At 42.4% G+C, this 26,250-nt stretch carries 22 protein-coding genes; 13 read left to right on the top strand and 9 right to left on the bottom strand.

Going from position 1 to position 26,250, the window contains the following annotated elements; genetic code table 11:
• Positions 1 to 205: 205 nt before the first annotated feature.
• From nusB to truC, 7 genes are all read left to right on the top strand, one after another.
• Positions 206 to 1,288, top strand: a complete 1,083-nt coding sequence (gene nusB / locus JMX48_RS11710; RefSeq protein WP_201537989.1) for a transcription antitermination factor NusB — start codon at positions 206 to 208, stop codon at positions 1,286 to 1,288.
• 2 nt (positions 1,289 to 1,290) lie between these two features.
• Positions 1,291 to 2,322, top strand: coding sequence for a thiamine-phosphate kinase (thiL, locus tag JMX48_RS11705; protein ID WP_201537987.1), 1,032 nt, complete (start codon positions 1,291 to 1,293; stop codon positions 2,320 to 2,322).
• 3 nt (positions 2,323 to 2,325) lie between these two features.
• Entirely contained in the window at positions 2,326 to 2,907 is a 582-nt protein-coding gene (locus JMX48_RS11700; RefSeq protein WP_201537985.1) for a phosphatidylglycerophosphatase A, read from the top strand.
• A gap of 163 nt (positions 2,908 to 3,070) precedes the next feature.
• Complete coding sequence (gene glmU, locus JMX48_RS11695; RefSeq protein WP_201537983.1) at positions 3,071 to 4,447, top strand: bifunctional UDP-N-acetylglucosamine diphosphorylase/glucosamine-1-phosphate N-acetyltransferase GlmU; 1,377 nt, start codon at positions 3,071 to 3,073, stop codon at positions 4,445 to 4,447.
• Positions 4,448 to 4,556: 109 nt separating this feature from the next.
• Complete coding sequence (locus JMX48_RS11690) at positions 4,557 to 4,922, top strand: hypothetical protein (protein ID WP_201537981.1); 366 nt, start codon at positions 4,557 to 4,559, stop codon at positions 4,920 to 4,922.
• Between the two features lie 308 nt (positions 4,923 to 5,230).
• Entirely contained in the window at positions 5,231 to 7,075 is a 1,845-nt protein-coding gene (gene glmS, locus JMX48_RS11685; protein ID WP_201537979.1) for a glutamine--fructose-6-phosphate transaminase (isomerizing), read from the top strand.
• 164 nt (positions 7,076 to 7,239) lie between these two features.
• Positions 7,240 to 8,013: a tRNA pseudouridine(65) synthase TruC gene (gene truC, locus JMX48_RS11680; RefSeq protein WP_413786368.1), complete on the top strand. Its 774-nt coding sequence runs from the start codon at positions 7,240 to 7,242 to the stop codon at positions 8,011 to 8,013.
• A 383-nt stretch (positions 8,014 to 8,396) separates the two neighbouring features.
• Here truC and JMX48_RS11675 read toward each other — a convergent pair whose 3' ends face one another.
• Complete coding sequence (locus tag JMX48_RS11675) at positions 8,397 to 8,957, bottom strand: hypothetical protein (protein ID WP_201537977.1); 561 nt, start codon at positions 8,955 to 8,957, stop codon at positions 8,397 to 8,399.
• A 150-nt stretch (positions 8,958 to 9,107) separates the two neighbouring features.
• On the opposite strand from JMX48_RS11675, the gene JMX48_RS11670 reads away from it, so the two are divergent.
• Positions 9,108 to 9,455 carry a hypothetical protein gene (locus tag JMX48_RS11670; RefSeq protein WP_201537975.1) on the top strand — a complete coding sequence of 116 codons (348 nt, stop codon included), beginning with the start codon at positions 9,108 to 9,110 and terminating at the stop codon, positions 9,453 to 9,455.
• A 351-nt stretch (positions 9,456 to 9,806) separates the two neighbouring features.
• On the opposite strand, the gene JMX48_RS11665 is transcribed toward JMX48_RS11670, so the two are convergent.
• From JMX48_RS11665 to JMX48_RS11645, 5 genes are all read right to left on the bottom strand, one after another.
• Complete coding sequence (locus JMX48_RS11665) at positions 9,807 to 10,613, bottom strand: sulfite exporter TauE/SafE family protein (RefSeq protein ID WP_201537973.1); 807 nt, start codon at positions 10,611 to 10,613, stop codon at positions 9,807 to 9,809.
• Between the two features lie 228 nt (positions 10,614 to 10,841).
• On the bottom strand, positions 10,842 to 11,345 hold the full coding sequence (locus JMX48_RS11660) for a flavin reductase (protein ID WP_201537971.1): 504 nt from the start codon (positions 11,343 to 11,345) through the stop codon (positions 10,842 to 10,844).
• Between the two features lie 48 nt (positions 11,346 to 11,393).
• A complete protein-coding gene (locus JMX48_RS11655) occupies positions 11,394 to 12,440 on the bottom strand; it encodes a methionine synthase (RefSeq protein ID WP_201537969.1) in 1,047 nt (348 codons plus the stop codon).
• Between the two features lie 268 nt (positions 12,441 to 12,708).
• On the bottom strand, positions 12,709 to 13,734 hold the full coding sequence (locus JMX48_RS11650; protein ID WP_201537967.1) for a DUF1852 domain-containing protein: 1,026 nt from the start codon (positions 13,732 to 13,734) through the stop codon (positions 12,709 to 12,711).
• A 194-nt stretch (positions 13,735 to 13,928) separates the two neighbouring features.
• The gene (locus JMX48_RS11645) at positions 13,929 to 14,654 is read right to left on the bottom strand and encodes a GntR family transcriptional regulator (protein ID WP_201537965.1); all 726 of its coding nucleotides are present in this window, start codon (positions 14,652 to 14,654) and stop codon (positions 13,929 to 13,931) included.
• Positions 14,655 to 14,996: 342 nt separating this feature from the next.
• Between JMX48_RS11645 and JMX48_RS11640 the strand changes: the two genes are divergently transcribed.
• From JMX48_RS11640 to JMX48_RS11620, 5 genes are all read left to right on the top strand, one after another.
• Positions 14,997 to 16,286 carry an SLC13 family permease gene (locus JMX48_RS11640; RefSeq protein WP_201537963.1) on the top strand — a complete coding sequence of 430 codons (1,290 nt, stop codon included), beginning with the start codon at positions 14,997 to 14,999 and terminating at the stop codon, positions 16,284 to 16,286.
• A gap of 21 nt (positions 16,287 to 16,307) precedes the next feature.
• Positions 16,308 to 17,108 (top strand): amidohydrolase family protein, encoded by an 801-nt coding sequence (locus JMX48_RS11635; protein ID WP_201537960.1) that lies wholly within the window; start codon positions 16,308 to 16,310, stop codon positions 17,106 to 17,108.
• Between the two features lie 322 nt (positions 17,109 to 17,430).
• Positions 17,431 to 18,471 carry a Bug family tripartite tricarboxylate transporter substrate binding protein gene (locus JMX48_RS11630; protein ID WP_201537958.1) on the top strand — a complete coding sequence of 347 codons (1,041 nt, stop codon included), beginning with the start codon at positions 17,431 to 17,433 and terminating at the stop codon, positions 18,469 to 18,471.
• A gap of 117 nt (positions 18,472 to 18,588) precedes the next feature.
• Positions 18,589 to 19,044, top strand: a complete 456-nt coding sequence (locus tag JMX48_RS11625) for a tripartite tricarboxylate transporter TctB family protein (protein WP_201537956.1) — start codon at positions 18,589 to 18,591, stop codon at positions 19,042 to 19,044.
• A 5-nt stretch (positions 19,045 to 19,049) separates the two neighbouring features.
• Positions 19,050 to 20,555, top strand: a complete 1,506-nt coding sequence (locus tag JMX48_RS11620; protein WP_201537954.1) for a tripartite tricarboxylate transporter permease — start codon at positions 19,050 to 19,052, stop codon at positions 20,553 to 20,555.
• 372 nt (positions 20,556 to 20,927) lie between these two features.
• On the opposite strand, the gene JMX48_RS11615 is transcribed toward JMX48_RS11620, so the two are convergent.
• The 3 genes from JMX48_RS11615 to JMX48_RS11605 form a co-directional block, all read right to left on the bottom strand.
• On the bottom strand, positions 20,928 to 24,041 hold the full coding sequence (locus JMX48_RS11615; RefSeq protein WP_201537952.1) for an efflux RND transporter permease subunit: 3,114 nt from the start codon (positions 24,039 to 24,041) through the stop codon (positions 20,928 to 20,930).
• Complete coding sequence (locus tag JMX48_RS11610) at positions 24,038 to 25,414, bottom strand: efflux RND transporter periplasmic adaptor subunit (protein ID WP_201537950.1); 1,377 nt, start codon at positions 25,412 to 25,414, stop codon at positions 24,038 to 24,040. Before JMX48_RS11610 ends, JMX48_RS11615 begins: the two co-directional genes overlap by 4 nt.
• 119 nt (positions 25,415 to 25,533) lie before the next feature.
• Positions 25,534 to 26,217 (bottom strand): TetR/AcrR family transcriptional regulator, encoded by a 684-nt coding sequence (locus JMX48_RS11605; protein WP_201537948.1) that lies wholly within the window; start codon positions 26,215 to 26,217, stop codon positions 25,534 to 25,536.
• Positions 26,218 to 26,250: the final 33 nt, after the last annotated feature.

The raw sequence follows: 26,250 nt of genomic DNA, 5'->3' as shown, positions 1-26,250 counted from the left end.
TTAAGTCACGATTAAGCACCATTTTTTATTGATAGGCATTATTGTTAATTAATTTTTTAGGGCTATGGTTATTGCGATAGCCCTAAGTATGTACTGTAAATGTTCGACAGCAGCACCTAAAACTGTCTGGTAAATTCACCAGCCGACTACTATTTAACATTTTATTTTAAAACTTCTTATCTTAAAAACTAGGTATAGACCCCCTATGACTGACCAACTCAAGCGCGCTATTAGTGCTGCGAAAACCGCCCAAACCAATGAAAGTCAAGCTGAAGCCACGCGTATTGCGAGCAGCAGTGCGGGTGATCAAACCTTCGATATGAGTGAGTCTTCTTACAAGACCAGTCACACCGCTATCCGTAAAGCACGACGCTTTGCTATGCAAGGTCTATACGAATGGCTCGTCACTGACCGCCGCTTCGATATCGATGGCAAGCTTGGCTGGAAGGCCAATGCGCCGCATGATATTGCTGCCCGTACGCGCGCCACCAATGCGATGCATACCGTACATATCGGCTATTATCATGAGATGATGCGTGATATTCCTGAGCAGATTGAAGCGCTAGATGCGCTTATCAGCCAATATCTTGATCGCGAAATCGATAAATTGGATACGGTTGAGCACGCCATTTTACTGATTGGTGCTTATGAATTACAGAATCGTTTAGAGATTCCTTATAAAGTGGTGCTAGATGAGGCAATGAAGCTCAACAATCATTTTGGTGCGACTGATGCGCACAAATTGATTAATGCAGTACTTGATAAAATGGCCGTCGATAGTCGCGCTATTGAAGTAGAGTCAGACACCAAAGCCAATCTACGCACGTCACAAAAAGCGGCCACCAAACCTGTCGTAAAAACAGATACCAATACAGAAAATAATGCTGATATAAATAATAGTGCTGATACACAGGGCATTGAAGAAAAACCAACTGCCTCAAACAAGCCACGTATTAGTGCCAATAATGCTACCGTTAAACGTAATAGCGCTAGTAAAGCCAGTGCCAATATCAGTGACTTTAAAGCGAGTAAGAAAGATACTGCTGAAAACACGGTTAAAAATGCCATTGTTGAAACAGAGATTGGCGAAGAAGATATGGTTAAAAAAGATATCGTCGTTGATGAACAGCCTGTAGAAGAAAACGGTGATACTAACGCTGTCAGTAACGACAGTAGCGAAGAAAATACGCTAACAGATATTGATCTAACTGACTCTAATATTGTTAGTTCTGATGAAGCGGTTAGCCCTGATGAAACTGCTAATACTGATGCAAAAAGCCAAGACTAACCATGAACGAATTTGAGCTGATTGAGCGTATATTTTCCCAAATGCAAGCGGCCCAGCCGATATCGAATGGTGTCGAAAAAGGCATTGGTGATGATGCAGCGGTGATGAGTTTGCCTGCAGGCGCGCGTTTGGTCAGCTGTATTGACACACTCGTTCAAGGTCGACACTTTAGCGCCGATTGGGAACAAGTGCATAAGCTCGCATTTGCCATCGGTTATAAAGCCGTCGCGGTCAATGTCTCAGACATCGCTGCTATGGGCGCAACACCGCATAGTATTCTGCTGGCATTGGCACTACCTGAGCGCTTGGCGAATGAGCACTGGCTCAGCGAATTTGCCAAAGGCTTGTTTCACGCCTGCCAATTATTTGGCGTTACCTTGATTGGCGGTGATACCACGCGCAGTGATCATTTAGTACTGAGTGTCAGCGCGCAAGGATTACTTGCTGCAGACACGCCTGCCATCTACCGCTCAGGGGCAAAAGTGGGTGATAAAATATATGTATCAGGAACGCTTGGTGATGCCGCTTATGCCCTGCAACATCCTGACAATGCTCAAGGTACAGAATTAGCCCATCGATTGCATATGCCGGCGCCGCGCATTAAATTGGGTGCAGCATTGGCAAAAATCGGTGCGACGGCAATGATAGATATCTCCGATGGTCTCTATCAGGACCTTGGGCATATCTGTCAACAGAGCCGCGTGGGTATGCGTATCAATTTGGAGCAGCTGCCCAGCAGTAAACCGTTGGCAAGCGTTGATCTATCTGAACGCTTATTGTGCCAGCTAGCGGGTGGTGATGATTACGAATTGGCTTTTACGCTACCTGCGCATATCACACCACCAGCCAGCAACGTACCGGTTACCCATATCGGTGATGTTGTTGCAACAGAAGGTAATACAGGCATTACTATAGATAACTCGATGCCGTTACGTCCTGAGCTTTATTATCAAGGACAGTTAGTCACATCGACTCGCCCTGCGCCATTTTCAACGTGGCCCAATCTTACTGGTTATCAACATTTTGCAGGTTAATCCATGACCGATCACGACCTCTCCAAGCCTGATATCAGTAAAGCCAATGACTGCCCACCTCTGCCAGCAAATGCCAGTATGCTTGACCGCATCGTTTATTGGCTGGGAATTGGTTTAGGGAGTGGCTTACCTCGCCGTGCACCCGGTACTTGGGGAACGGTTGGTGGTTTAATCGTCGCCATACCTTTAATGAGCCTAGGTTTTGTGCCGTTTTTGATTATTACCATTTTATCCTGTGTGATTGGTATTTGGATATGTGGTCGTACATCCAAACTCATGCAAGGCCATGACGATCCGCATATTGTCTGGGATGAATGGGCAGGATTGTGGATTACTTTACTACCATTTTCTTACATGGGCGTTTCTGTTGCCAATTTTTGGTACGACATATCCCAAAACTTATCTATCTTTGCGCTTATCATTGCTTTTGTTTTATTTCGCTTTTTTGATATTATCAAGCCACCACCCATTGGCTGGGCAGACAAAAAAGTCGCCGGTGGTCTGGGTATTATGCTTGATGATATTATTGCTGGTGTGATGGCTGCAGCGGTATGGGTGATTGTAATGCTCGGTATGTTGTTATAAACAATCCTATATAACCAGATGCGGTGTCAGGCTTTTTCGTACGAGTTATTATATAACCTTTTGTATAATCCTAAGTTACAAAGCCTGAACGCCATAACATTATATTGAACAAACATTTGCGCTATAATAATAAATTATATTTTGTTACATTTAACGGGCTACTATGACATCTCCTCTTTCTGTGATTATCCTTGCTGCTGGTAAAGGCACACGTATGCAGTCGGCCAAGCCAAAAGTGCTGCAGACATTGGCTGGTAAATCGTTATTGGCTCATGTACTAGATACGTGTCATCAGCTAACTGTGAACGAAATCATTATCGTGCATGGTTTTGGCGGTGAACAAGTAAAGTCAGAAATTAATAACCAATATTCGCAGTCCTCAATTACTTGGGTTGCGCAAACGGAACAGTTAGGCACAGGGCACGCGGTTAAAGTCACCCTGACTGATTTACCCACAGAGGGTCAAAGCCTCATTCTTTACGGTGATGTACCCTTGGTAAGCGGTCAAACGTTAGCAGCATTGAAAACGGCCAATACAAGCGGCATGTCGATGCTGACATTGACGGTCGATAATCCATTTGGACTCGGTCGTATCAAGCGTGACCAAGCGGGTAACATCCAAGCCATCGTCGAGCAAAAAGATGCCAGTACCGAAGAGCAATCTATTAGAGAAATTAATAGTGGTATCTATTGCGTCGATAACGCCTTGCTACATAAATATTTACCTGAGCTTTCTAACGACAATGCCCAACAAGAATATTATCTGACAGATATAGTTAAAATGGCAGTGGCTGATGGTATTACTATCGCAGCGATTGAACCTGAACACACGTTTGAGATTGAAGGCGTTAATAACCGTCAACAGCTCGCCAGCTTGGAGCGTACATGGCAAGGCAAACTGGTCGCTGATTTACAAGAAGCGGGCGTACAGTTTGCTGATCCCACGCGTGTAGATATCCGAGGCACACTGACAGCTGGTCAGGACGTTTTTGTCGATGTTGGCGTGGTATTTGAAGGTGATTGTACGTTGGGTAACAATGTATATATCGAAGCGGGTTGTGTCATCAAAAATGCGCAAATTGGCAACGCTTGCCATATCAAACCTTACTGTGTAATTGATCGCGCCGAGGTTGGTGCAGGTGTCGATATTGGTCCTTTTGCCCATTTACGTCCTGAAACCGTCTTATCTGATAACAGTAAAGTCGGCAACTTTGTAGAGATCAAAAAATCAGTTATTGGCCATGGCAGCAAAATAAATCATCTGAGTTATATTGGTGACGCCACCATCGGTACCAATGTCAATGTTGGCGCAGGTGTGATTACTTGTAATTACGATGGTGTCAATAAATCGCAAACCATTATTAACGATAATGCTTTTATTGGTTCAAACGCTAGCTTAGTTGCACCTGTAACGATTGGCGATACCGCGACGGTTGCGGCAGGTTCTGTAATTACTAACAATGTTGATGACAAAGCATTAGCATTTGGTCGCGCTCGTCAAACACAAAAAGACGACTTTCAACGTCCGACCAAAAAATAACAGATGATCTGATAATTGAGTCAATCACAGAGGTTTTTGAGTAAGCTTGAGCAATATGATCACCTGTGTCGTACTGCTCTTCCTAATCTGGCTTGAATTAGGGGTAAATGTGATGAAAAATATATTATCCGCGGCTTTAGTATTAATAGTGATGCCGTTTTCAATAGCTTATGCCAGCACTACGCTAGAATATGACGCAGAGTGTAAATATTTCGATGCTAAGAAGGTATTAAAGTTCTCGGGCACTTGCCACTTTAATTGGGGTGTAGGTATGTTGCCTGATCCTGATAATGATTCTTATGAGCGTTATATCATGAGCTTCCCAAATGGTAATGAAGTTTGGATATACATTAATGCCAACCGTTCTGCCACTGTCAATGATATTTCAGCGGTGTCTTTAAAATCGAAAAAAGGCTATAGAAAAGTTAGGACTATTCAAGGTGAAGTATTTGAGTTTACTAAAGGTTCAGAGTAAAAAGGGTCAGAATAAATCTGAAACTATAGTTGATACTGAATAAAATGGATACACGACACTATCCTGCGTGACGGGGACAAATTTTTCTTGCTTGCTGTGCCTGCGCAGACAGAGGCTGTAAAAAATTTATTCCAGCCCCGCTGTATCGTTTTTATGTCGACCTGACTATATATAAGTCTGAAAATGCAAAAATTTCGAGCAAAGCTAAGCAGTACGACAATGATTTGTGGTGCTGCTTATTCATATTTATAGATCAATTAACTATCATCATATATCAAAATATTAAAAATCGAACTTAAGGAATATTTATGTGCGGAATAGTCGGGGCAGTCGCTGAGCGTAATATCGCCAACATCTTACTTGAAGGTCTTAAACGTTTAGAATATCGTGGCTATGACTCTGCGGGTCTGACGGTCATTCGTGATGGTGAACTACATCGTGAGCGTCAAGTAGGAAAAGTACAAGCGCTAGTCGATGCAGTCGCAGTCAATCCAGAGTTCTTTGATGGTTATACTGGTATCGCGCATACCCGCTGGGCCACTCACGGTGAGCCTGCACAGCGTAACGCACATCCGCACGTTTCTGGCAAAATTGCTGTGGTTCATAACGGTATCGTAGAAAACTATGCTGAGCTTAAAGAAGAATTAATGGCTAAGGGCTATGAATTTACTTCGCAGACAGATACCGAAGTCGTGGCACATTTGATTCATGACATTTATAAAAAAACACCAAACTTATTAGAAGCCGTTCGTACTATTATTCCATTATTACATGGTGCTTTTGCCTTAGGCATCGTACACGTAGATTATCCAGATGAGCTTATTACCGTACGTTTAGGGTCGCCGCTGGTGATTGGCGTGGGAATCGGTGAGAACTTTATTGCGTCAGATCAGTTGGCATTGCTTCCAGTGACCAACCGTTTTATGTATCTTGAAGAAGGCGACATTGCCAAATTGACTCGCAGTAGTGTTCAGATATATGCAGATGGTGTGGAAGTCACGCGTCAGATACATGAAATTGATGCAACACAGCATAATGCTGATAAAGGTGAATTCAAGCATTATATGCTCAAAGAAATTTATGAGCAGCCAGATGCGGTTGCTCGTACGATTGAGATGGCAGTAGATAATGGCGAAACGGCCAAATTGCGCGATGATTTTTTGCAGCGTCATCAAGTACAACTAGCGGGTATTCGTAACGTACAAATTATCGCTTGTGGTACTAGCTATCATGCAGGTTTGGTTGCGAAATATTGGTTTGAAAGCCTTATCCGTGTGCCTTGTTCAGTTGAAGTGGCAAGCGAGTTCCGTTATCGTAATCCCGTCGTAGTCGACAATTCGCTGGTGATTTGTATTTCTCAATCTGGTGAAACGGCTGATACTTTGTCAGCATTGCGCGATACTCAAAAGCAGATGCCAGCTGGTTTGGTTAGCTTAGCATTATGTAATGTTCCTACTTCATCGCTCGTACGTGAGACAGATATTTTCTTGCCAACACTGGCAGGGCCTGAGATTGGAGTAGCATCTACCAAAGCCTTTACCACGCAGCTTGTGGCATTGATGTTATTGGTATTAAAAGTGGGTGTTGTTCAACAACGTATGACTGCTGAGAACTTGGATACGTTACTTGGTGAGCTACAGAAGCTACCCGGTCAACTGTACGCGAGCTTACACCTTGATGCGTCTATCAAGACTATGAGCGAGCACTTTGAAGATAAGAGAAGTTGCTTGTTTCTAGGTCGCGGTTTGCAGTTTCCAATCGCTTTAGAAGGCGCATTAAAACTTAAAGAAATCTCTTACATTCACGCAGAAGGTTATGCAGCAGGTGAGCTCAAGCACGGTCCATTGGCACTGGTTGATAAAGACATGCCAATCGTCGTCCTTGCGCCCAAAGACAGTATGTTCGATAAGCTAAAAGCCAATATGCAAGAGGTGCACGCACGTCATGGTGAGTTGTTTGTGTTTGCTAGTGAAACCAGTCAAATGGTCGCAGAAGATCGCTTGCACGTAGTATATGTGCCTGATGTCTGCGAAGCGCTTGCCCCTATCGTCTACAGCGTCCCAGTGCAACTACTGTCATATCATGTGGCCGTTATGCGCGGTACAGACGTCGATCAACCACGCAATTTGGCAAAATCAGTCACTGTCGAATAATATAAGTATTTGATTTTAATATAATTATTATCAATTACTTATTATTAACAAACTACTTGTCATACCAAATCCTTCGCCATCTGATATTAATAAGATAGCGAAGGATTTTTTGTAATAACGAATAGAAAATTATTAATCATTTATATAATTATAGTAGCTACAGTATGAACACTGAAAACATGGATATCGAAAGCGGCAGCCCTCACCAAATAGACATTATCTATGAAGATGAATTTCTGGTAGCGATTAATAAAGAAGCGGGTCTATTGGTACATCGCAGTTGGCTGGATAAAGGCGAGACGCGATTTGCCATGCAGCTCACCCGTGATGCGGTAGGTTGCCATGTATTTCCGGTGCATCGGTTAGACAAGCCGACATCAGGCGTTTTGCTGTTTGCCAAAAGCCCAGCGGTGGCACGCAGCCTTACCGAGGCTTTTACTGCACACACGGTTACCAAGCAGTATTTGGCCGTGGTGCGCGGCTATATGTCAGAGCAAGGTACGGTTGATTATGCGTTGAGCTTTCAACCCGATGCCATTGCCGATAAATTTGCCAACTTGGACAAACCTGCTCAAGAAGCAGTGACACACTGGCAGAGCTTGGCACAAATTGAGCTACCATTTGCCGTGTCAAAAAAGCATGACACTAGCCGCTATAGTCTTGTGCGCTTAACTCCGGAGACTGGGCGCAAGCATCAGCTGCGTCGGCACATGCGACATATATTCCATCACATCGTGGGTGATACCAGCCACGGTGATATACGGCATACGCGCTTTTTTCGTACTCACTATGACTGTACGCGCATGTTATTACATGCTCAGACTTTAGCGCTCAGCCATCCGGTTACTGGTGAGCCGTTATTGCTAAAAGCGAAATTAGACGACCAATGGATGCATATCTTAGAAACGTTTTCTTGGGTAGACAGTGCTACAGATTAAGCAGCGTAACGTTTAGTGTTTATCTTAGAGAGTCAATTGAAAATAGTTGAAACACAGATGTTGGAGTCGTTAGCAGGTTTTAAAATAAGATAAACTAAAGATGCTAGTACAAATTTAAAAATTCGGTACCCTAGTGAGGACTTTAATCTTAGGCTGTAGGCCAATAGTATCAACGATTTGACTTACTGAAATAGTCACAGTGTACCTCATGGTGTACTTACCATACACATTCTATTAGTGATTGATGCGCTATACAGGTATCAAACTGCTAATGTTAGATATGAATTTAACTGTTATAAAACCTACAGCACAGAATATGATTAAAGTATCCTAAGTTAATTTCTACTGGATTGATGGTAGGGATTAGAGAGCCACAACGCAAATTATAACAAGATTTTTTCACCACAGTTTTTAGGATATATATAATCTTCATCTGTATTTAATGTATCTTTATCATAATAATAAAGAACATTGCTTTTCTTTCTAAATATACTTTTAAAGTCAATTTTAGGGCTAAGATGTACATGTAAGAAAAAGGCATCCATAGCATTCTTCATATAGGACATTGATGAAACATCTATGAACCAAAAGCTGCACATTCCCCTACATTGACATCTATAAATAAACTCTTTGTTATAATCAGATATGTAGCTGAAACTACATTCACTTAACTCTTTAAGTTTTTTATAATCCCCATCTAGCCTGTAGAAATTATAAGCAGAGTCGTATTCATAAACTTCAATCTTAGCAATTAAGGAATCAAAATATTTATTTTTTGAGAAGAAATTGTTAAAGTTTTGGATATTAGAAATAAAATCTGTTTCTATATCGAAGTATTCGTCTATATATTGCAAACCTTTGGTTTCAATAAAATCTTCGATATCCATCCATCCTCTTTCTTCAGATTCATAATCATGGATTGTAATGAGAAAATCATTATTCATTATTTATCCTAATCAAATTGTTATAATAAGTGTTATGGGAATACGATCGGTTCGCTATACAGGCATCGAACTACTCATGTTAGATATTGCATGATTACGAAATCGATAGCATAGGTTATTATTAAGCAACTTATTACAAAGGTAGTAACTATGTCAGTCTTTTCCACAAGTTATATAACAAGTCCCGAAGAGGGTGATGAGTGTATATCTTTCGATTATAGTGAATTCGCTGGTAGAGGGTTTATTAAGCTTCTTGAAGAAGCTATATTAAATCTATATCCAGAAATTTTTAATAAAATAATTGATCGTAAATGTGTTGAATTCTTTCCATATCACGAATTCTATCGATTGGATAGGAATGAAATTAAGCTGGTGATAGAGAAAATAGATGAGTACTTAATTAATAATACAGCTGATAGCAAAGCAGAATTCTATGCAAAAGACATCTGGGAAAAAGATTTACGTACTGAATTGATTAAAAACTACCTTTCTAACTAAGAGCACCTCTACATCAAGTGGAATAAAACTTTCATAAATTCCACCATCCCTTCTTCTCAGCAGCAGTGACTTTAAACAGCGTCGGCTCTCTCAAAAAGTCCCCTTTTACTATCTCAAAAAATTAAACTCTTGATAAATATATTATAGAGTTGGATTTTCGAGTTCTCATTAAGGAACCGAACCAGTGAAGGCAACTGTTTGGTTCGCCATAGGTATACCTCAACGGAACTAGTTATTTCACCCTTTGAACCTATTAATAGACCACTTAAAACAGACTGATATAAGAGAACCACTCAAAATAGACTTTTGAACTATCTAAACGATGCAGTTTAAACACACCAATCCAAATCCTCACAACAATCCTTTATACAAGAAAAAGCAGCTCACAATCATGAGTAGCACGGCAAAGCATTTTTTTAATAATGTCGGTGACAATTGATGTGCGACTTTTGCGCCCACTTTTGCGGTGAAAAAGCTCATCACGCTAATACCTAAAAAAGCATAAATGTGAACAAAGCCAATCGCGTTGGGAATATTGACGTGCTCCTTCATTCCAAAAACCATAAAGCCAAGCGCGCCAGCAATGGCAATCGGTAGGCCACAAGCAGCGGAAGTACCAACCGCTTTTTGCATCACCACGCCATAGCGAGTGAGATACGGCACCGTTAAACTGCCGCCGCCGATACCAAAAATAGCAGACGCCACACCGATACCTGCCCCAGCTGCTAATTGTTTAGGCGTTGACGGCAATACTGCACTGGTACTAGCATCTAGCTGTTTTTTACCAGCAGTAAACATGGTAAATGCGACCCACAGCAAAAACGTGCCAACGATGATTTGTAGATGACCACCTGAGATTGCGCCTGCAATCCCCGCCCCTAAAAAGCAGCCAATTGCCATACCTGGTATCAAATTAATAAATACAGGCCACATGACAGCGCCCTTTTTATTATGTGCCATTAAAGAGCTGATAGAGGTGACAATGATGGTTGCCAGCGATGTGCCCAGCGCCAAATGCATGACAGTATCGGGACTATAGTCCATCTGAGTAAAGACGATGAATAATAGCGGTACGATGATGGTGCCACCGCCCACCCCAAACAAACCGGCGGCAAAACCGGCAAACGTACCTATTATTAAAAAAATGATTAGTTCCACAGAATAGTTACTTCTAAGTTAAATGGTCGTTTTATAGTCAAGCATAAATAAAAACAGATACGTTATCTGACGACGTAAAACTGGTGCAAATTTTTTTAGCTTGCTGTGCCTACGCCGACAGAGGCTACAAAAAACTCATTCCAGTTTCACTGTCGTTTTTTTATATTGAGCTGACTATGGTTAACTACGGTTAGATGCTAATTAAAGAATCAGTATCAGAGATTCAGCTTAAATAATTTCTACTTGACCAACTTGATGATATGAGCGATTAAAATAAACCAAGCTTTCATCAGTTCCGCCTTCTTGCTCGGATTGTCTGATGGCGACAACACGGCACATAAAAATACTGTGCGTGCCGACGGTTTGAACTTGCTCAATCTCACAGTCAAAACTAACAAGCGCATCTTCTAAAATAGGGGCACCTGTCTTTAATGTGCGCCAAGAACCTTGTTGAAATCGCTCTTCTGAACATAGTTTGGAAGCAAATGCATTGGAGAGTTGTTCATGCTGTGCGCCAAGCACATTGACACTCAACGTTTTATTGTCGATGAAATGGGCATGTGACCGAGCCGTCTGATTAATACAGACAAGCAATGTCGGCGGCGTATCGGTAACGCTACATACCGCAGATGCCGTAAATCCATGACAACCAGATGCGCCTTCTGTGGTGACCACATTGACCGCAGTGGTTAACAAAGACATAGCATTTCTAAAATCGGTTGCTTCAATCATAACGTGCTTCCTAAATGTGACTAGCGCTCGTGTTGCTTCTATAGAGCGCTAGGCTGTCAGTTCTTGACGAACGATTGCCGCGCCAGCACTCAACGCCGCTAGCTTGCCGCGTGCCACTTGGCGAGACAACGGTGCCATGCCGCAATTGGTCGAAGGATAAAGCTTATCAGCATCGACAAATTGCAATGCCGCTCGTAGCGTATTTGCCACTTCTTCAGGGGTTTCAATGTTATTGGTGGCTACATCGATAGCGCCGATCATCACTTTTTTACCACGAATCAATTCAATCAAATCCATGGGTACATGTGAGTTTTGGCATTCGAGTGAGACAATATCAATTTTAGACTGCTGTAGTTTAGGAAAGGCTTTCTCATACTGACGCCACTCTGAACCCAGTGTTTTTTTCCAATCATTATTGGCTTTGATGCCATAGCCGTAGCAAATATGCACTGCCGTTTCACATTTTAGACCTTCAATGGCGCGCTCTAAAGTAGCGATGCCCCAGTCATTTACGTCATCAAAGAACACGTTAAATGCTGGCTCATCGAATTGGATAATATCAACGCCAGCCGCCTCTAACTCTCTCGCTTCTTGATTTAGGATTTTGGCAAATTCCCACGCCAGTTTTTCACGGCTTTTATAATGATTGTCATACAGCGTGTCAATCATCGTCATCGGGCCTGGCAGCGCCCATTTGATGGGCTGATTGGTTTGCGCTCGTAAAAATTTAGCATCTTCAACGAAAACAGGCTTTTGGCGGCTCACTGCACCAACCACTGACGGCACGCTGGCATCATAGCGATTGCGAATACGAACGGTCTCACGCTTCTCAAAATCTACACCGTCCAGATGTTCAATAAATGTGGTCACAAAATGCTGACGGGTCTGTTCGCCATCACTGACGATATCAATTCCTGCCTGTAGCTGTTCCTGCAATGACACACGTAGAGCGTCTTGTTTGCCTTGGATAAGCTCATCGCCTTCTAATGCCCAAGGTGACCAAATTTTCTCAGGTTCAGCCAGCCATGATGGTTTCGGTAAGCTACCAGCGGTTGATGTCGGTAATAATATTGGTGTCGGTGATAATATTGTCATAGGACTCATCTTTTATATTTTGGTTTTTTATAGTTAGTTTTAAATAAAATCAATACATTGAGTTTTGATATTAGGGCGTGTCCTCAATCTGAAAATGGTGATAAAAATAAGATAAATGGCAGCCAAACAAGGAAAATAGTGCAGATAATATCGAGATATTGACTAGCTATTTGACGACGTTTGGCAAGATTTAGCTATTTTTAACCCATTTAGTCGCTTTTGTTCAGATTGAGGACACGCCCTAGACTGGGATAAACATTTAGGTCGGCTAGGCGGCCTGTTTTTTAACCACGTTTTTTTCGACAGAATAATTTGCCGCCCACTCTTCAAGAATCGCTTGGTACGGTTTAATGAATTGTTCTTCTGTAAACTTACCTTGAGTCACTGCCATCTGACTGCGCTCAGCACGATCATACACAATTTGAGTCAGTGAATAATCTTGGTACTTCAAACTCGGCTGATAAACTTCACCTGCCGTAGAATTGGCATTGTAAATTTCAGGCCGGTAGATTTTTTGGAACGTCTCCATGGTACTGATGGCACTGATTAGCTCAAGATCAGTATAATCGCTCAGTAAGTCACCGGCAAAATAAAACGCTAAAGGCGCAGCGCTGTTGGCAGGCATAAAATAGCGAACCGTTAAACCCATTTTGTGAAAATAGTCATCGGTTAGCGAATAATCATCTTGTCTGTATTCAATGCCCAATACCGGATGCTGATTGGTCGTACGGTAATAGGTTTTATTACTTGAAACACTGAGGCAAATCACTGGTTTTTTATCAAAGTTGGCTTTATATGCCTCTGAATTCAATAAGTATTGGAATAATTTGCCATGTAAGTCACCAAAATTTGCAGGGGTTGGTGAAGTTGACGAGGTTAAAGGGTTATTGTGATGTTCTGACAGTACGACGCTAAAATCATAATCGCGCACATACGATGAGAAACTGTTGCCGATCATACCCTCAATACGCTTGTTATCTCTATGATCAACAATCGTTGTTTTCAAAGTCTCGATAACAGGGAAGGTATCACCGTTACCTTCGATATCCATATTTGCAGAAATAATATCGACTTCGACAGAATAACGGTCTGCTGTTGGATTGTCCCAATGCGCCAACGCGTTAAAACGATTGTTTATCATACTCAATGTTTTGCGTAGGTTTTCTTGACGATGCTCGCCGCGCGCCAAATTTGCAAAGTTAGTCGTTAGACGCGTACTGTCTGCAGGGCGATAGTTTTCATCAAAACGAATGCGCTTAATTGAACAGCTAAATTCTTTCTCTTTATTACTCATGGTGATTGCACCCTTAATTATTTTTAGATAGAGCTAAATTGTTGTATGAGATAAATCATACCTGAATCACCACATGAATAAAAACGATGTAAATTAAATTAAAGATGAATATAATTCATGTATACAAGTTTGGTTGATAAAAGAAGTGTGGGTAGTGGAAGTTTTAAGTAGGAAGTGTGGTCATTTCAAAAATGCTAAATGATATTAACCTCATAACTGAACTTCTCTGCCAATCCATATGACTCTCTATACTCGATTGGATCACCTTTTAAGTTCTTTGCAATACGGCATACCTTGACCAAATTTTCTTGCTTACCATTATCTAAATAAGGATCTATGTGACCAGTTATAAAAAATAGTTTTTCTACGGCAGACGAGACATACTGTCCACAGGCTTTATAATAAAACGGATATAACAGATTCTCGAAATCTTCGGGCGCTAAGGTGGCGAAAGGCAGGTACATGTCTTTAGGTAGCCAAATCCTCTCACTCAACATGACTGTATTTTCGATGATACGCACCCGTTCTATATAAATGAGCGCTTTATTTTTACCGATATCCAACTTTTTATTGATGATGTCATCAGCGTTTATTGTCATGACCTTTTTGACCACGCCCGTTGGAATCACATAGGAAGTGTCTTTATCACGAAACTTAAAAAATCTTAATAGTGAACTTTCAAAATTTGGGCGCTTTAAAAAAGTACCTCTGCCCTGCTGCTTCATCAAAACGCCTTCTTCTACCAGCTTTTCAACTGCTTTACGAACGGTTCCTACCGATACTTCGTACTCATCTGCAAATTCCTGTTCAGTCGGCAATGGTGTATTTTCATCCCATTTACTTTCTGTCAGTAAGGTCTGAATGTGCCACCGTACTTGCTCGTACCGTGGCATTTTAAATTGTTTGAAATTTTTTAACATTTTTTTCACCACGATGAGAGGATTTTTATTAACGGTCTTAATCTTGTTAAGCATTGTCATGATTTCTGGCAGTACGATATATCAGATTATTCTATCTTAAGCGCTAAATAGATTTTATATGTATCACTTTAATGTAGAAAATTAGTTAAATTTTTATCCTTAACTTTATCTAATTCCCCTCACCTTTTTTGCTATCATTCCACTCAGTCAGATGCGCTTTTATAGCTTATGTGATTTTCTAGCCTAAAAAACCATTTGTCAATATTATCGTAACGCTCTTTAATCTATAAAAATTGATAGCGATTTTGATAGGCTTCATACAGTTAAGATCAAGGAGCAGGTATGACTCTCTACATTCTAGCCGCCATTGTCATGTCTATCGTGTTGGGCTATACCACTAAAATCAATATCGGCTTATTTGCGATTGTATTTTCATACCTTATTGGTTGTTTCGGCATGGAGCTTAGTGCTTATGAGGTTATTGAGCTATGGCCACTCAAAATTTTCTTTGTCATTTTTGCAGTCACACTCTTTTATAACTTCCCTCTCGCGAACGGTGCTTTAGAGAAGTTATGCAGTCATTTAATCTATAAATGTCGACGCTTTCCAGCATTTTTGCCTTTGGCTATTTTCTTTGCTGCCACGATTATTGCAGGTTTGGGCGCTGGTTATTACACCGTCTTAGCCACGATGGCACCTATGATTTTGCTAATGACGCAAAGAACCAACTTAAACATCATTGTTGCTACCTTATCAGTGAACTATGGCGCGCTAGCGGGTGCTAACTTTGTCACCTCACAAAGTGGCGTCATTTTTAGAGAGCTCATGCACGGAGCAGGTGTCGCCAATGACAATACCTTTACTTATGCGTTAGGAATATTTATCGTTACCTTTATAATGCCAATCGTTGTATTGGGTAGCTATAGCTTACTCAATGCCAAAAACAGCAAATTAGCGATTCAAACTATTGCGCCAGAGCCTTTAGATAAGAAACAAAAACAATCTATCATGCTGATATTCATCATGGTGGTCACGGTACTGATTGCACCCATTGCAAACATACTGGTACCAAACGTAGCAGCCATTGAATTTTTGAACGCGCGAATAGACATTGGTTTTATCGCTATTTTTTTCGTCTTGATCAGTTTGTTTTTAAAACTGGGTGATGAAAAAACAGTGATCGCTTTGATACCTTGGAATACGCTCATTATGATTTGCGGCGTCGGTATGTTGATGAAGCTTGGGGTGGAAGTGGGTGTTATTTACCAGCTGACAGAATGGCTCAGTACCAACGTCTCTATTTGGATGATACCATTTTTAGTCTTCAGTATTAGCGCAATTATGTCGATATTTGCGAGTACGCTTGGCGTAGTAGCGCCTACTTTATTTCCTATGGTGCCGGCCCTAGCCGTTGCTTCTGGTTTAAATCCTTTGTTTTTATTCATCTGTATTGTGGTGGGGGCTCAAAGCTCATCCATTTCTCCTTTTTCATCAGGAGGAAGCATGATACTTGGCGCTGCTCAAGTACATATAGACAAGAATAAGCTACTAAATATCCTGCTGTTTAAGGCTGTACCCCTAGATATCATTATTGGAATACTAGCGATTTCAGTGATTCAATTTATTTTTTAATGGTTTAGAAAAGAGAGTTTTATGGATTACATGGATGCCCATGCACATGTATTTTCGCACCAAGATCCGTTCCCAGCGACTGCGCGCTATCGACCCAATTACACCGCCAGTGTTGAGAATTATATCGAACAACTTGATACGCATGGTTTTGATAAAGCAGTATTGATTCAGCCAAGTTTTTTGGGTACCGATAATAGTTATATGTTGACCGCTATTTTGAAATACCCTGAACGGCTTAGAGGTATTGCGGTATTGGCGAATACCACAGATGCGCCCACTTTGCACGCGCTTGATAAGCAAGGCATTGTTGGTATACGTATTAATCTGTTTGGCATCCCTTGTCCCGATCTGACCGGCGCGCAGTGGAAAGTTTTTTTATCACAGCTAGCCCATATGAATTGGCAAGTAGAAATTCAGGCACCGCCTATTTATTTGATTCAGTTATTACCGATATTAAAGCAATATAGTCTCAATATCGTAATCGATCACTTTGGTCGATTTAATCCGATTAAAGGCGTTCAAGATCGAGAATATCTCGAGCTTTTAGACATGCTTGATCCTAATCAACATTGGGTCAAAGTATCTGGATACTACCGGTTAGGCAATGAGATAGGCATTCAACATGCGACAGATGCGATTAAGCTGTTTATACAACGTAATATGAGACACCGCCTGATTTGGGGAAGCGACTGGCCACATACACAAAACGAAAGTCAGGTAAACTTTACCAAGTCACTCACAACTTTCAAAAAAATTATCAATAATGATGAATTAGCCACGCAAATACTGACTACTAACAACATGAGTTTATTCAGTTTCTAGACTTATTATGATCCCTTCTCTCGCAGTCATCAAAACTAAACAAAGTTATTGGCTTTTACCTAAAATAATCGACATGATATTGAAATAAAATGCTTTTCTTTACTTTTAGATTGATTACATCAAGATAAAATTCATACATACATACATATGTTTCTTGTTATTTTTAAAATATTCTGTTACTTTTGCATAACATCAAAAGTTATATCGGTATAAGATTTATTAACTTGAGTTGCTATTTCGTTAATATGATCTTCAATCGCTTTCTTATATTACATTAAATTTCATTGAGCTTTACTTCAAAAATACACACAAGGAGTGTCGTGTGAAAAAACTATCTTATCTAGCGCTTGGTCTATCTATCCTGTCTTTAACCGCCTGCAATAATGCAAACGAAACTGCGACTACAGATGCGGCTGTGGCAAATGGCTCAGCTGAGCTAATCGCCCCTTCACGCCCAGAATGTATTGCTCCGGCGAAACCAGGTGGTGGCTTTGATATAACTTGTAAGCTTGCTCAAATTGGCCTAAGAGATACTGGCCTCTTGACAGATCCTATGCGTGTCACCTATATGCCAGGCGGCGTAGGTGCTGTTGCTTATAACAAAATCGTTGCTAATGACCGCTCTAACGGCGATGCGATTATTGCCTTCTCAACTGGTTCTATTCTGAACTTATCGCAAGGTAAATTTGGTAAATTCACTGAAAAAGATGTGAAATGGTTGGCAGGTGTTGGTACAGATTATGGCGCGGTAGCGGTAAATGCTGATTCACCTATCAAAGATCTAGCAGGATTGGTTGCTGAATTGAAAAAAGATCCAAAGGCAATCAGTTTCGGCGCTGGTGGTAGTGTTGGTGGTCAGGATTGGATGCAAACTGCGATTTTGGCAAAAGCGGTTGGCGTTAAGCCTAGCGATATGACTTATGTGGCGATGGAAGGCGGCGGTGAAGCTATTACAGCGGTCATGGGTAACCATATCACGGCCGTTAGTGCGGGTATTGCTGAGATTATGCCACAAGCCACTGCTGGCAAATTGCGTGTCCTAGCTGTATTTTCAGACGAAAGATTAGAAGGTAGCATGGCTGATATCCCTACTGCTAAAGAGCAAGGTTATGATGTCACTTGGCCAGTTGTCCGTGGTTATTACATGGGTCCAGACGTGAGTGCTGGTGCTTACAACTGGTGGAAAGACGCATTCGACAAAATGCTTGCTGATCCAAAATTTGCTGAAATACGTGAGCAACAAGATTTACTACCATTCTCTATGACTGGTGAAGAGCTAGAAGCTTATGTTTATAAGCGTACTGGTGAGCTGCGTGAATTGTCTGCTGAATACGGTCTTGTTGAAGCTGCAGCGGCCAAATAATTACATTGAACTTCAATACTCTTATTAATTAAAGATTGCATGTTTTTGGTATTTTAAAAGGCTGGCAGGGTATTTATCTGTCAGCCTTTTTTCCCCACAATTCAAGGAATGCCCCTTATGACAATGGAACGTGTGTTTTCTGGGCTGATGGCGTTAGTAAGTTTGTTTTTAATATACTTAGCCACTAGTTATGTCGCCCCTATTGCTTATGACCCAATTGGTCCTCGCCCTTATCCTATTTTAATTTTTTCTTTGCTAGCATTTGGCGCTTTAGTCGTCGCTTTTCGCCCAGCAAGTTTCACCAAGCCTATTGATTTAGGGTTGACCAAACCAATCATCAGAAACCTCGTGCTATGTGCCATAGCTCTACTGGTTTATGGTCTTATTTTTGAAGTATTAGGTTTTATCCTTGCCACTATCCTGATGTCTTTTTCGGTAGGTATACTGTTTGCAGGTAAGCCTCTTAAATGCCTTATCTTTTCAGTTGTGATCAGTATTGCCTTATATGTTTTATTTGACATATTGTTAGATGTCAAATTGCCACTCGGAATATTATCAGGAATAATAGGATAGCCAATATGGATACTTTTGATTTTTTGATGCATGGTTTCTCTATTGCATCCACACCAAAAAACTTATTAATTGCGCTTATCGGTGCATTTTTGGGTACGATTGTCGGCATGTTGCCAGGCCTTGGTCCTATTAACGGTGTAGCAATATTATTACCTTTCGCCTTTGCCCTTGGATTACCACCAGAGAGTGCGCTGATCTTACTAGCAGCGGTTTATCTTGGGTGTGAGTATGGTGGTCGTATTTCTGCCATTCTGATTAACGTACCTGGTGATGCTGGTGCCATTATGACGACGTTGGATGGTTATCCATTGGCGAAACAAGGAAAGGCTGGTATTGCACTTTCCTTATCTGCGGTAGCCTCGTTTATTGGTGCCACTATCGCAACCATCGGCGTGGTGCTATTCGCTCCATTATTAGCCAAATGGGCCATCTCATTTGGACCTTCTGAATACTTTGTGTTGATGGTATTTGCTATCACCTGCTTGAGTGGTTTGGTCGGTGACCAACCTGTTAAAACCGGTATTGCGGCTTTAATTGGTCTTGGTTTAGCGACCGTTGGTGTCGATGCGGTTACTGGTATTTACCGATTCACTTTTGACTCAGTTAATCTATCTGATGGTATTCAGTTTACGACGATTGTTATCGGTTTCTTTAGTGTTAGTGAAATCCTAATAATGCTTGAGAGCACCACGACTGGACAAAAAGTGGTTGAACAAGGTAAACGTAGTATATTGAATTTTAAAGAATTTACGTTTGCCCTAGGTGCTATGTTACGTAGCGGCTTGATGGGTTTTGTGGTTGGTATTTTACCGGGTGCAGGCGCGACTATTGCTAGCGCTATGACGTATGCTAGTGAACGCAAAATCGCTGGTGATACCGGTACCTTTGGTGACGGTGATCTACGCGGCGTTGCCTCACCAGAGGCGGCAAATAATGCTTCAGCTTGTGGCTCATTTGTACCAATGTTGACGCTAGGTGTGCCAGGTTCTGGTACGACAGCAGTCATGATGGGTGCACTGACCTTGTATAATATTACGCCAGGTCCGCAGTTATTCACTGAGCAGCCTGATATCGTTTGGGGTCTTATTGCCTCTTTATTCATCTGTAACGTTATTTTGTTAGTAATGAATATTCCACTGGTTGGCTTGTTTGCAAAATTGCTTGATGTACCAAACTATATATTAATACCAGGTATCGCGGCCGTTAGCTTCGTGGGTGTTTATTCAATCCATAGCACGACCTTTGACTTGGTATTTATGGTGGCATTGGGTGTATTCGGTTACTTCTTACGTAAGCTTAACTTCCCATTATCAGCACTGATTTTAGGTTATGTGTTAGGTGAGCTTATGGAATCTAACTTGAGACGCGCACTGTCTATCTCTCAAGGTGACCTGTCTATCTTGTGGAGCAGTCCGATCACGATAGCGCTTTGGATTCTAGCAATTTTTATGGTATTCCTACCTATTATCCGTAGCATATATCGTAAGCGTTCTAAGAAAACTGCTGTTTAAACTGTCGCTAGTCTGCTTTATAAGTTTTCTCTCACGGTGGTTATACTCTATGTATGACCACCGTTTCTTTACTTTGTGATCACTGATTATGAGATGCTTTTATCAAAATAGGCATATTTGAGAGTAGAGATTGAAAGATAAATCTGAAGCCAAGTTCAATAATTTTTAGACAGCTTGCTAAGCAGTTTTTTAGATATCTAACCTAGGCTGCCGAGTTAGCGAATATTAAATAAAAAAGCCAATATCCTTACCGTTGAGAGCAGTAAGGATATTGGCTTTTTTATTAGGCTTGTATCAAAGATTTTCTGTTATATCCAATCGATAAGCATTGTTAAACCAATTGTAGTATCAGGTCACAATTTAAAGCCAAATTTATTTATCAGTAACAGCCTTTTCAGTAACCTCACTTTTTTTACCACTTGGCTTGAGCCACTTAGCAAACCAACCTGACAAATCATCCATCAAGGTATAAACCACTGGTATCACCACCAAACTCAATAACGTGGAAGTCACAAGCCCGCCCAATACTGCCGCTGCCATCGGACGCCTAAACGTAGGATCAGCGTCTCCCCAACCAAATACTAATGGCAACATCCCCGCACCCATCGCAATCGTAGTCATAATAATCGGACGTGCGCGTTTACGGCAGGCATCAACAATCGCCTCAAAACGTGCCAAACCCCGACGCTGTGCAATCAACGCATAGTCGACCAATAAGATAGAGTTTTTGGTGGCAATACCCATCAGCATAATAAAACCGATCATGGAGGGCATAGACAGGCTACTATTGGTAATAACCAGACCCACAAACGCACCACCGATAGAGAGTGGCAAAGCCATCAGAATGGTGAAGGGCTGTAATATACGGCCGAACAATAAGATAAGCACCCCTAAAATGCAGACCACCCCTACCGACATAGCGATCACGAAACCACTAAATAAGTCGGCCATGTTCTCTGCTTGACCTTGATCGATAATAGTAATCGACGGTGGTAGTTTTTGCATGGCAGGTACCGCTTTGACCGCTTGTACCAAATCACCAAGCTCACCATTCGCAGGCTGAATAGTAATACTAATGGCACGCTCTCGATCAAGCCTACTGATTTCGGCAGGCCCTGTACCAAAGTCTAGTGAGGCGACCTCGCCCACACGTACTCCTTGTCCTGTGGGTAGTGAGCTCGGTACATACAAGCCCTCTAATTGACTAACATTTTGCTTGGCCACATCTGGCAGACGAATGACGATGGGAATCTGCCGCGTGTCTAGATTAAGCTTGGACAAACGCTGCTCATAATCGCCAACAGTCGCTACCCGTAACGTCGTTGCAATATCTTGCGTGGTCACGCCTTTATCCGCCATCGCCAGCCTGTTTGGTGTTACCGTCAGCTCTTGACGCGGCAGACTGCGGTCACTGGTCACTGACCCTGCACTAGGTAAACTGCGGATCTCTGACATAATTTGCTGAGCGGTCTGTTCAAGCAACTGCGGATTGGTACTGGTCATAGAAAAGTTATAACCACTTTCACCACCACTCGATAGCCCGACAGTAAAGCGAGCACCGGGCACTTCTGCCAATAAACTACTAATTTTTCGTTCAATCTCTTGCTTAGAGCCGCGCTCTGCTCTTGGCGCAAGCACAATATCCAAACCAGCGATATTCTCTGCTTTGCTCCCGCCGCTGGAGTTTGAATCCATCGTCGCCTGTGCTTCGCCTATTGAAGCAAAAATATTGGTGACTTCAGGCATCGCTAAAATGCGCTCGCTTGCCAGCGCGACAACGCGTTCTGTATCTTCTAATGCGACATCAGGTGTCAACTCTATCGCCACACGCGTTTGATCAATATCATTATCAGGAATAAATGAGGTTGGTAATAACTTCACCAGTGTCAATGACGCCACAAATAATAATAAAGTTGCTCCCATCGTCAGCCAGCGATGATGCAGCGTCCATCCTACTATTTTGAGATACCAACCCATTAGCGCGCTTTGTTTTTCGACCTGCTTTTTTTCTGGACGCAAGATATACGCCGCCATCATGGGTGTAATTAAACGCGCGACCATCAACGAGGCAAAAATTGATAAGGCGGCTGTCCAGCCAAACTGGCGGAAAAACTGTCCAACAATACCGCCCATAAAAGCCGTGGGCAAAAACACTGCAATCAACGTAAAAGTAGTGGCAACAACCGCCAAACCAATTTCATCGGCCGCTTCCATCGCGGCTTCATAAGGCGTCTTCCCCATACGCAGATGCCGTATGATATTTTCAACCTCGACGATCGCATCGTCAACCAGCACGCCGATGACTAAGGACAATGCCAAAAGTGAAATAATATTGAGGCTAAAGCCAAACAAATACATGCCTAAAAAGGTCGGAATGACAGACAGTGGCAAAGCAACAGCCGCCACGATAGTTGCTCGAATATTACGTAAAAACAAGAAAACCACCGCCACCGCCAACAAACCACCTTCGATCAACATCCGTAATGACGCTTGATAGTCTTCTGCAATTGGCGTTGCCCGATCATAGACTTTTTCGATATTAATATTGCCTACATCTGCTGATAACTTGGCCAGTTCTGCATCAACCAGTTCCATCACTTCAACTTCACTGGCACCGCGCGATCGAGTGATGTTAAATGCCACCACTGTTTGACCATCTAGCTTGGCAATAGAGCTTGGATCAGCAGCACCATCAGTGATTTGTGCCATACGTCCAAGTGCTTGCGTGCCGCCTGTTGGGACAGCAACTTGTAAATCATTAAGCTCATTGGCACGCTCCACAGCACCCAGTACCCGAATGGTCTGAGTAGTTTTACCCACTTCTGCTTCACCGCCTGAGCTGTCTTGTTGAATCCCTGCTATCTGCTGCGATAATTGTGTAATAGAAAACTTTAAGCCGCTGAGCGCGATAGGGTCAGCAGCAACAGTAATCTCACGCTGGAGTCCACCGATACGGCTGACCGTACTAACACCAGGGATATCAGAAAGACGTTTGGTGACCGTGTCATCTACGAACCATGATAAGTCTTCGACATTCATATTGTCAGCCGCGACCGTATAAGTCACCACGGGAAACCCTGCGGTTGAGACTTTGGTAATAATAGGATCATTGGCGGCGGCGGGCAGATCGCCACGTACCTCGCCGACCGCTGACCTCACGTCATCGACAGCTTCTTGAATGTCTTTTTCTAGTACAAACTCTGTGACCATCGTGGCCGCACCCGTTTGTAGCGTCGTCCTAATATGCTTGACACCTTCAATGCTGGTGAGCTTATTTTCTATCTTTTTTGCAATATCATTTTCGAGCTGCGATGGGGCGGCACCCGGTAAAGTGACAGTGACCACAACGGCGGGCAGATCAATATCTGGAAACTGCTGCACCTTCATTTTCATAAAGCCATAAATGCCACCTAACGTCAGCAGCACAAACAGCAAAATAGCGACCAGCGGGTTTTTAATCGAGTAAGCGGAGACATTTAAACTCATACGCGCGCCTGCGTGGCTGTGCCAGTCGTTACTTTATTCGTAGTAGCATTTGCTTTCTTGTTTGCTGTATTGCTTGATTGATTCGCGCTATTAACGATACGCACCAAATCACCATCGTTTAAGAAACTACCGCCCTGCTTCACCACTTGGCTGTCATTAGGTAGTGGTTCTGTGACCGCTACGCGCTCGCCTAGTCTCTCGCCTAATGCCACTCGCTGTTGCTTGATACGACCGACGGTTTTACCATTTTGAGTCGTTATGTTAGTCACCAGCATCACATAATCGTAGCCATCGTTACTCACGATAGCGCTATTGGGAACCGTTTGTGTACTGGCACTGCCCAATAAGAACTCGCCCGTTTGAAACATGCCAGCGCGTACTTTTGTATTAGCACCTAAACTGGCATAAATCGTAATTTGACGATTGTCGGCGGCGGTCGGCGCAATACGAGTCACCTGACCCATGACAGCATCACCGTCTGGTAAGCTCACACGTACAGCGGTCCCGATATTAATATCACCGACCAGCTTGGGATCGACATCTGCACGCCACTCTAAGACGCCACCTTTAATAATCGTAAACAATGGATCACCACCAGCGACCATACCAACTTCAGCCATTTTTTCACTGATGACACCACTGATTGGCGCGATAACGTTGGCATTCTCCAACGTCAAACGCTGATTGCTCAACCGAGCTTTTGAGGCTTGCAAAGAAGCGTTGGCTTTCACCTCGGAGGTACGATAGCGGTCGGCTTCTTGTTTGCTGATGGCATCAATATCTATCAGTGGCAAGACGCGGGCTGCATCGGCGCTGGCATTGGCAAGCGTCGCTTCAGCTTCTGCGACATCAGCTTCTGCTTGCAAGACTTGCTGCTGCATGGCATCGGTATCAAATACGGCCAATACTTGACCCGCTTTGACACGATCGCCCTCTTCAACCAATACACGTTCAATGGCGACATTATTTACTTTTGCACTGACATTCGCGGTATCTTTGGCATTGATTGTCCCATCAGCGCTCAACGTATTACCAACATCATCTTGGTTTGGCATGATCGTTTCTACTGATAGCACAGATGCCTCATCATTAGCCGCGCTATTATCCGTAGTATTATTTAGCGCGCTGGTAGAAGCTGGCGATTCGTCTGTCGGGGCTTTATCATTGCCACCCCAATACTTCCCAAGCAGTACACCGATGATAAGGACGGCTGCTAGGGCAGGCAAGAGCCATAAAGGGTATTTTGACGACGAGTTATTCTCTGTATTGGATGTGCGATATGGTGGCAACTTAGACTCAGGTGTCGGCTGAGCATTCAACTTTTGCTGAGCAGTGGGCTCTTGCTCATTATTAGGGTCTTGAAAGTCGCTCATAATCGGTCTCTATAAATACGGATAATAATAAAGGCAGCGTTTAGACATTCACTTAAACATAAGCACTTAAACAATCACTTAAAAACAATTACCTAAAAACAGTCATTGGTCAGAACAGCCTATAAATTTGTGGTTAGTACACTATCTTTTTGCAATAAGCTCATTGCGAGATTTTTTGCAAACGATTTAAGTTGTTGTTGTAATTCTGGTTGTTCGTAAACCGACCCACCAAGCGTGGCTTGTTGTAATGACGAGTCAGTAAATATACCAATGGTAAAATAAAGCAAGGTGAACAGGCGCAATGGCTTAGTATGATCGTCAGTGGGGCCAAGAAATGTGGATAGATAGCCTTGAAACCGTGCCAATACTTGAATGTCATGTTGAAACAAAGTCACCATTTCTGGGTTATTTTGTACCGAGACATTCTGTGACGCTAGCTTAGCAATAGCGGGATTCTCAATCAGTAAATCCAACGTTTTATCGATCCACTGCTCTAACGCTTGGCTGGGCTCAAGTGTGCTATCTGCAATCGCTGCTTCCGTTTGGAATACAAAAGCCAATAGCTGGCGAGAATGCATTCTACATACCGCTTCATATAGCGACCGTTTGCTTTGCCAGTGAAAGTTAATAGTGGAGATGTTCTTGCCAGATGCCTGTGCAATATCTCGCGTCGTAACCGCTTTAAAGCCTTTCGTCGAAAACAGCGTTTCGGCGCATCGTAAAATTGAGGCGGCGCTACTATGAGGTTCAGATTCGACTCGATCAAGCGCGGTTTCAAAGTCAATTTCGGATAATTTTGTCATGGATTATTATCAATCAATCAATTGATTGAGTCA

This window comes from Psychrobacter immobilis (genome assembly GCF_904846225.1).
GTDB classification, from domain to species: Bacteria; Pseudomonadota; Gammaproteobacteria; order Pseudomonadales; family Moraxellaceae; genus Psychrobacter; species Psychrobacter immobilis_F.
This window is presented reverse-complemented; position numbering and strand designations above follow the sequence as displayed.

Coding starts and splice junctions, on each gene's coding strand:
- nusB (WP_201537989.1), top strand. CDS start 206: ATGACTGACCAACTCAAGCGCGCTATTAGTGCTGCGAAAACCGCCCAA.
- thiL (WP_201537987.1), top strand. CDS start 1,291: ATGAACGAATTTGAGCTGATTGAGCGTATATTTTCCCAAATGCAAGCG.
- JMX48_RS11700 (WP_201537985.1), top strand. CDS start 2,326: ATGACCGATCACGACCTCTCCAAGCCTGATATCAGTAAAGCCAATGAC.
- glmU (WP_201537983.1), top strand. CDS start 3,071: ATGACATCTCCTCTTTCTGTGATTATCCTTGCTGCTGGTAAAGGCACA.
- glmS (WP_201537979.1), top strand. CDS start 5,231: ATGTGCGGAATAGTCGGGGCAGTCGCTGAGCGTAATATCGCCAACATC.
- truC (WP_413786368.1), top strand. CDS start 7,240: ATGAACACTGAAAACATGGATATCGAAAGCGGCAGCCCTCACCAAATA.
- JMX48_RS11675 (WP_201537977.1), bottom strand. CDS start 8,957: ATGAATAATGATTTTCTCATTACAATCCATGATTATGAATCTGAAGAA.
- JMX48_RS11670 (WP_201537975.1), top strand. CDS start 9,108: ATGTCAGTCTTTTCCACAAGTTATATAACAAGTCCCGAAGAGGGTGAT.
- JMX48_RS11660 (WP_201537971.1), bottom strand. CDS start 11,345: ATGATTGAAGCAACCGATTTTAGAAATGCTATGTCTTTGTTAACCACT.
- JMX48_RS11655 (WP_201537969.1), bottom strand. CDS start 12,440: ATGACAATATTATCACCGACACCAATATTATTACCGACATCAACCGCT.
- JMX48_RS11650 (WP_201537967.1), bottom strand. CDS start 13,734: ATGAGTAATAAAGAGAAAGAATTTAGCTGTTCAATTAAGCGCATTCGT.
- JMX48_RS11645 (WP_201537965.1), bottom strand. CDS start 14,654: ATGTTAAAAAATTTCAAACAATTTAAAATGCCACGGTACGAGCAAGTA.
- JMX48_RS11640 (WP_201537963.1), top strand. CDS start 14,997: ATGACTCTCTACATTCTAGCCGCCATTGTCATGTCTATCGTGTTGGGC.
- JMX48_RS11635 (WP_201537960.1), top strand. CDS start 16,308: ATGGATTACATGGATGCCCATGCACATGTATTTTCGCACCAAGATCCG.
- JMX48_RS11625 (WP_201537956.1), top strand. CDS start 18,589: ATGACAATGGAACGTGTGTTTTCTGGGCTGATGGCGTTAGTAAGTTTG.
- JMX48_RS11620 (WP_201537954.1), top strand. CDS start 19,050: ATGGATACTTTTGATTTTTTGATGCATGGTTTCTCTATTGCATCCACA.
- JMX48_RS11615 (WP_201537952.1), bottom strand. CDS start 24,041: ATGAGTTTAAATGTCTCCGCTTACTCGATTAAAAACCCGCTGGTCGCT.
- JMX48_RS11610 (WP_201537950.1), bottom strand. CDS start 25,414: ATGAGCGACTTTCAAGACCCTAATAATGAGCAAGAGCCCACTGCTCAG.
- JMX48_RS11605 (WP_201537948.1), bottom strand. CDS start 26,217: ATGACAAAATTATCCGAAATTGACTTTGAAACCGCGCTTGATCGAGTC.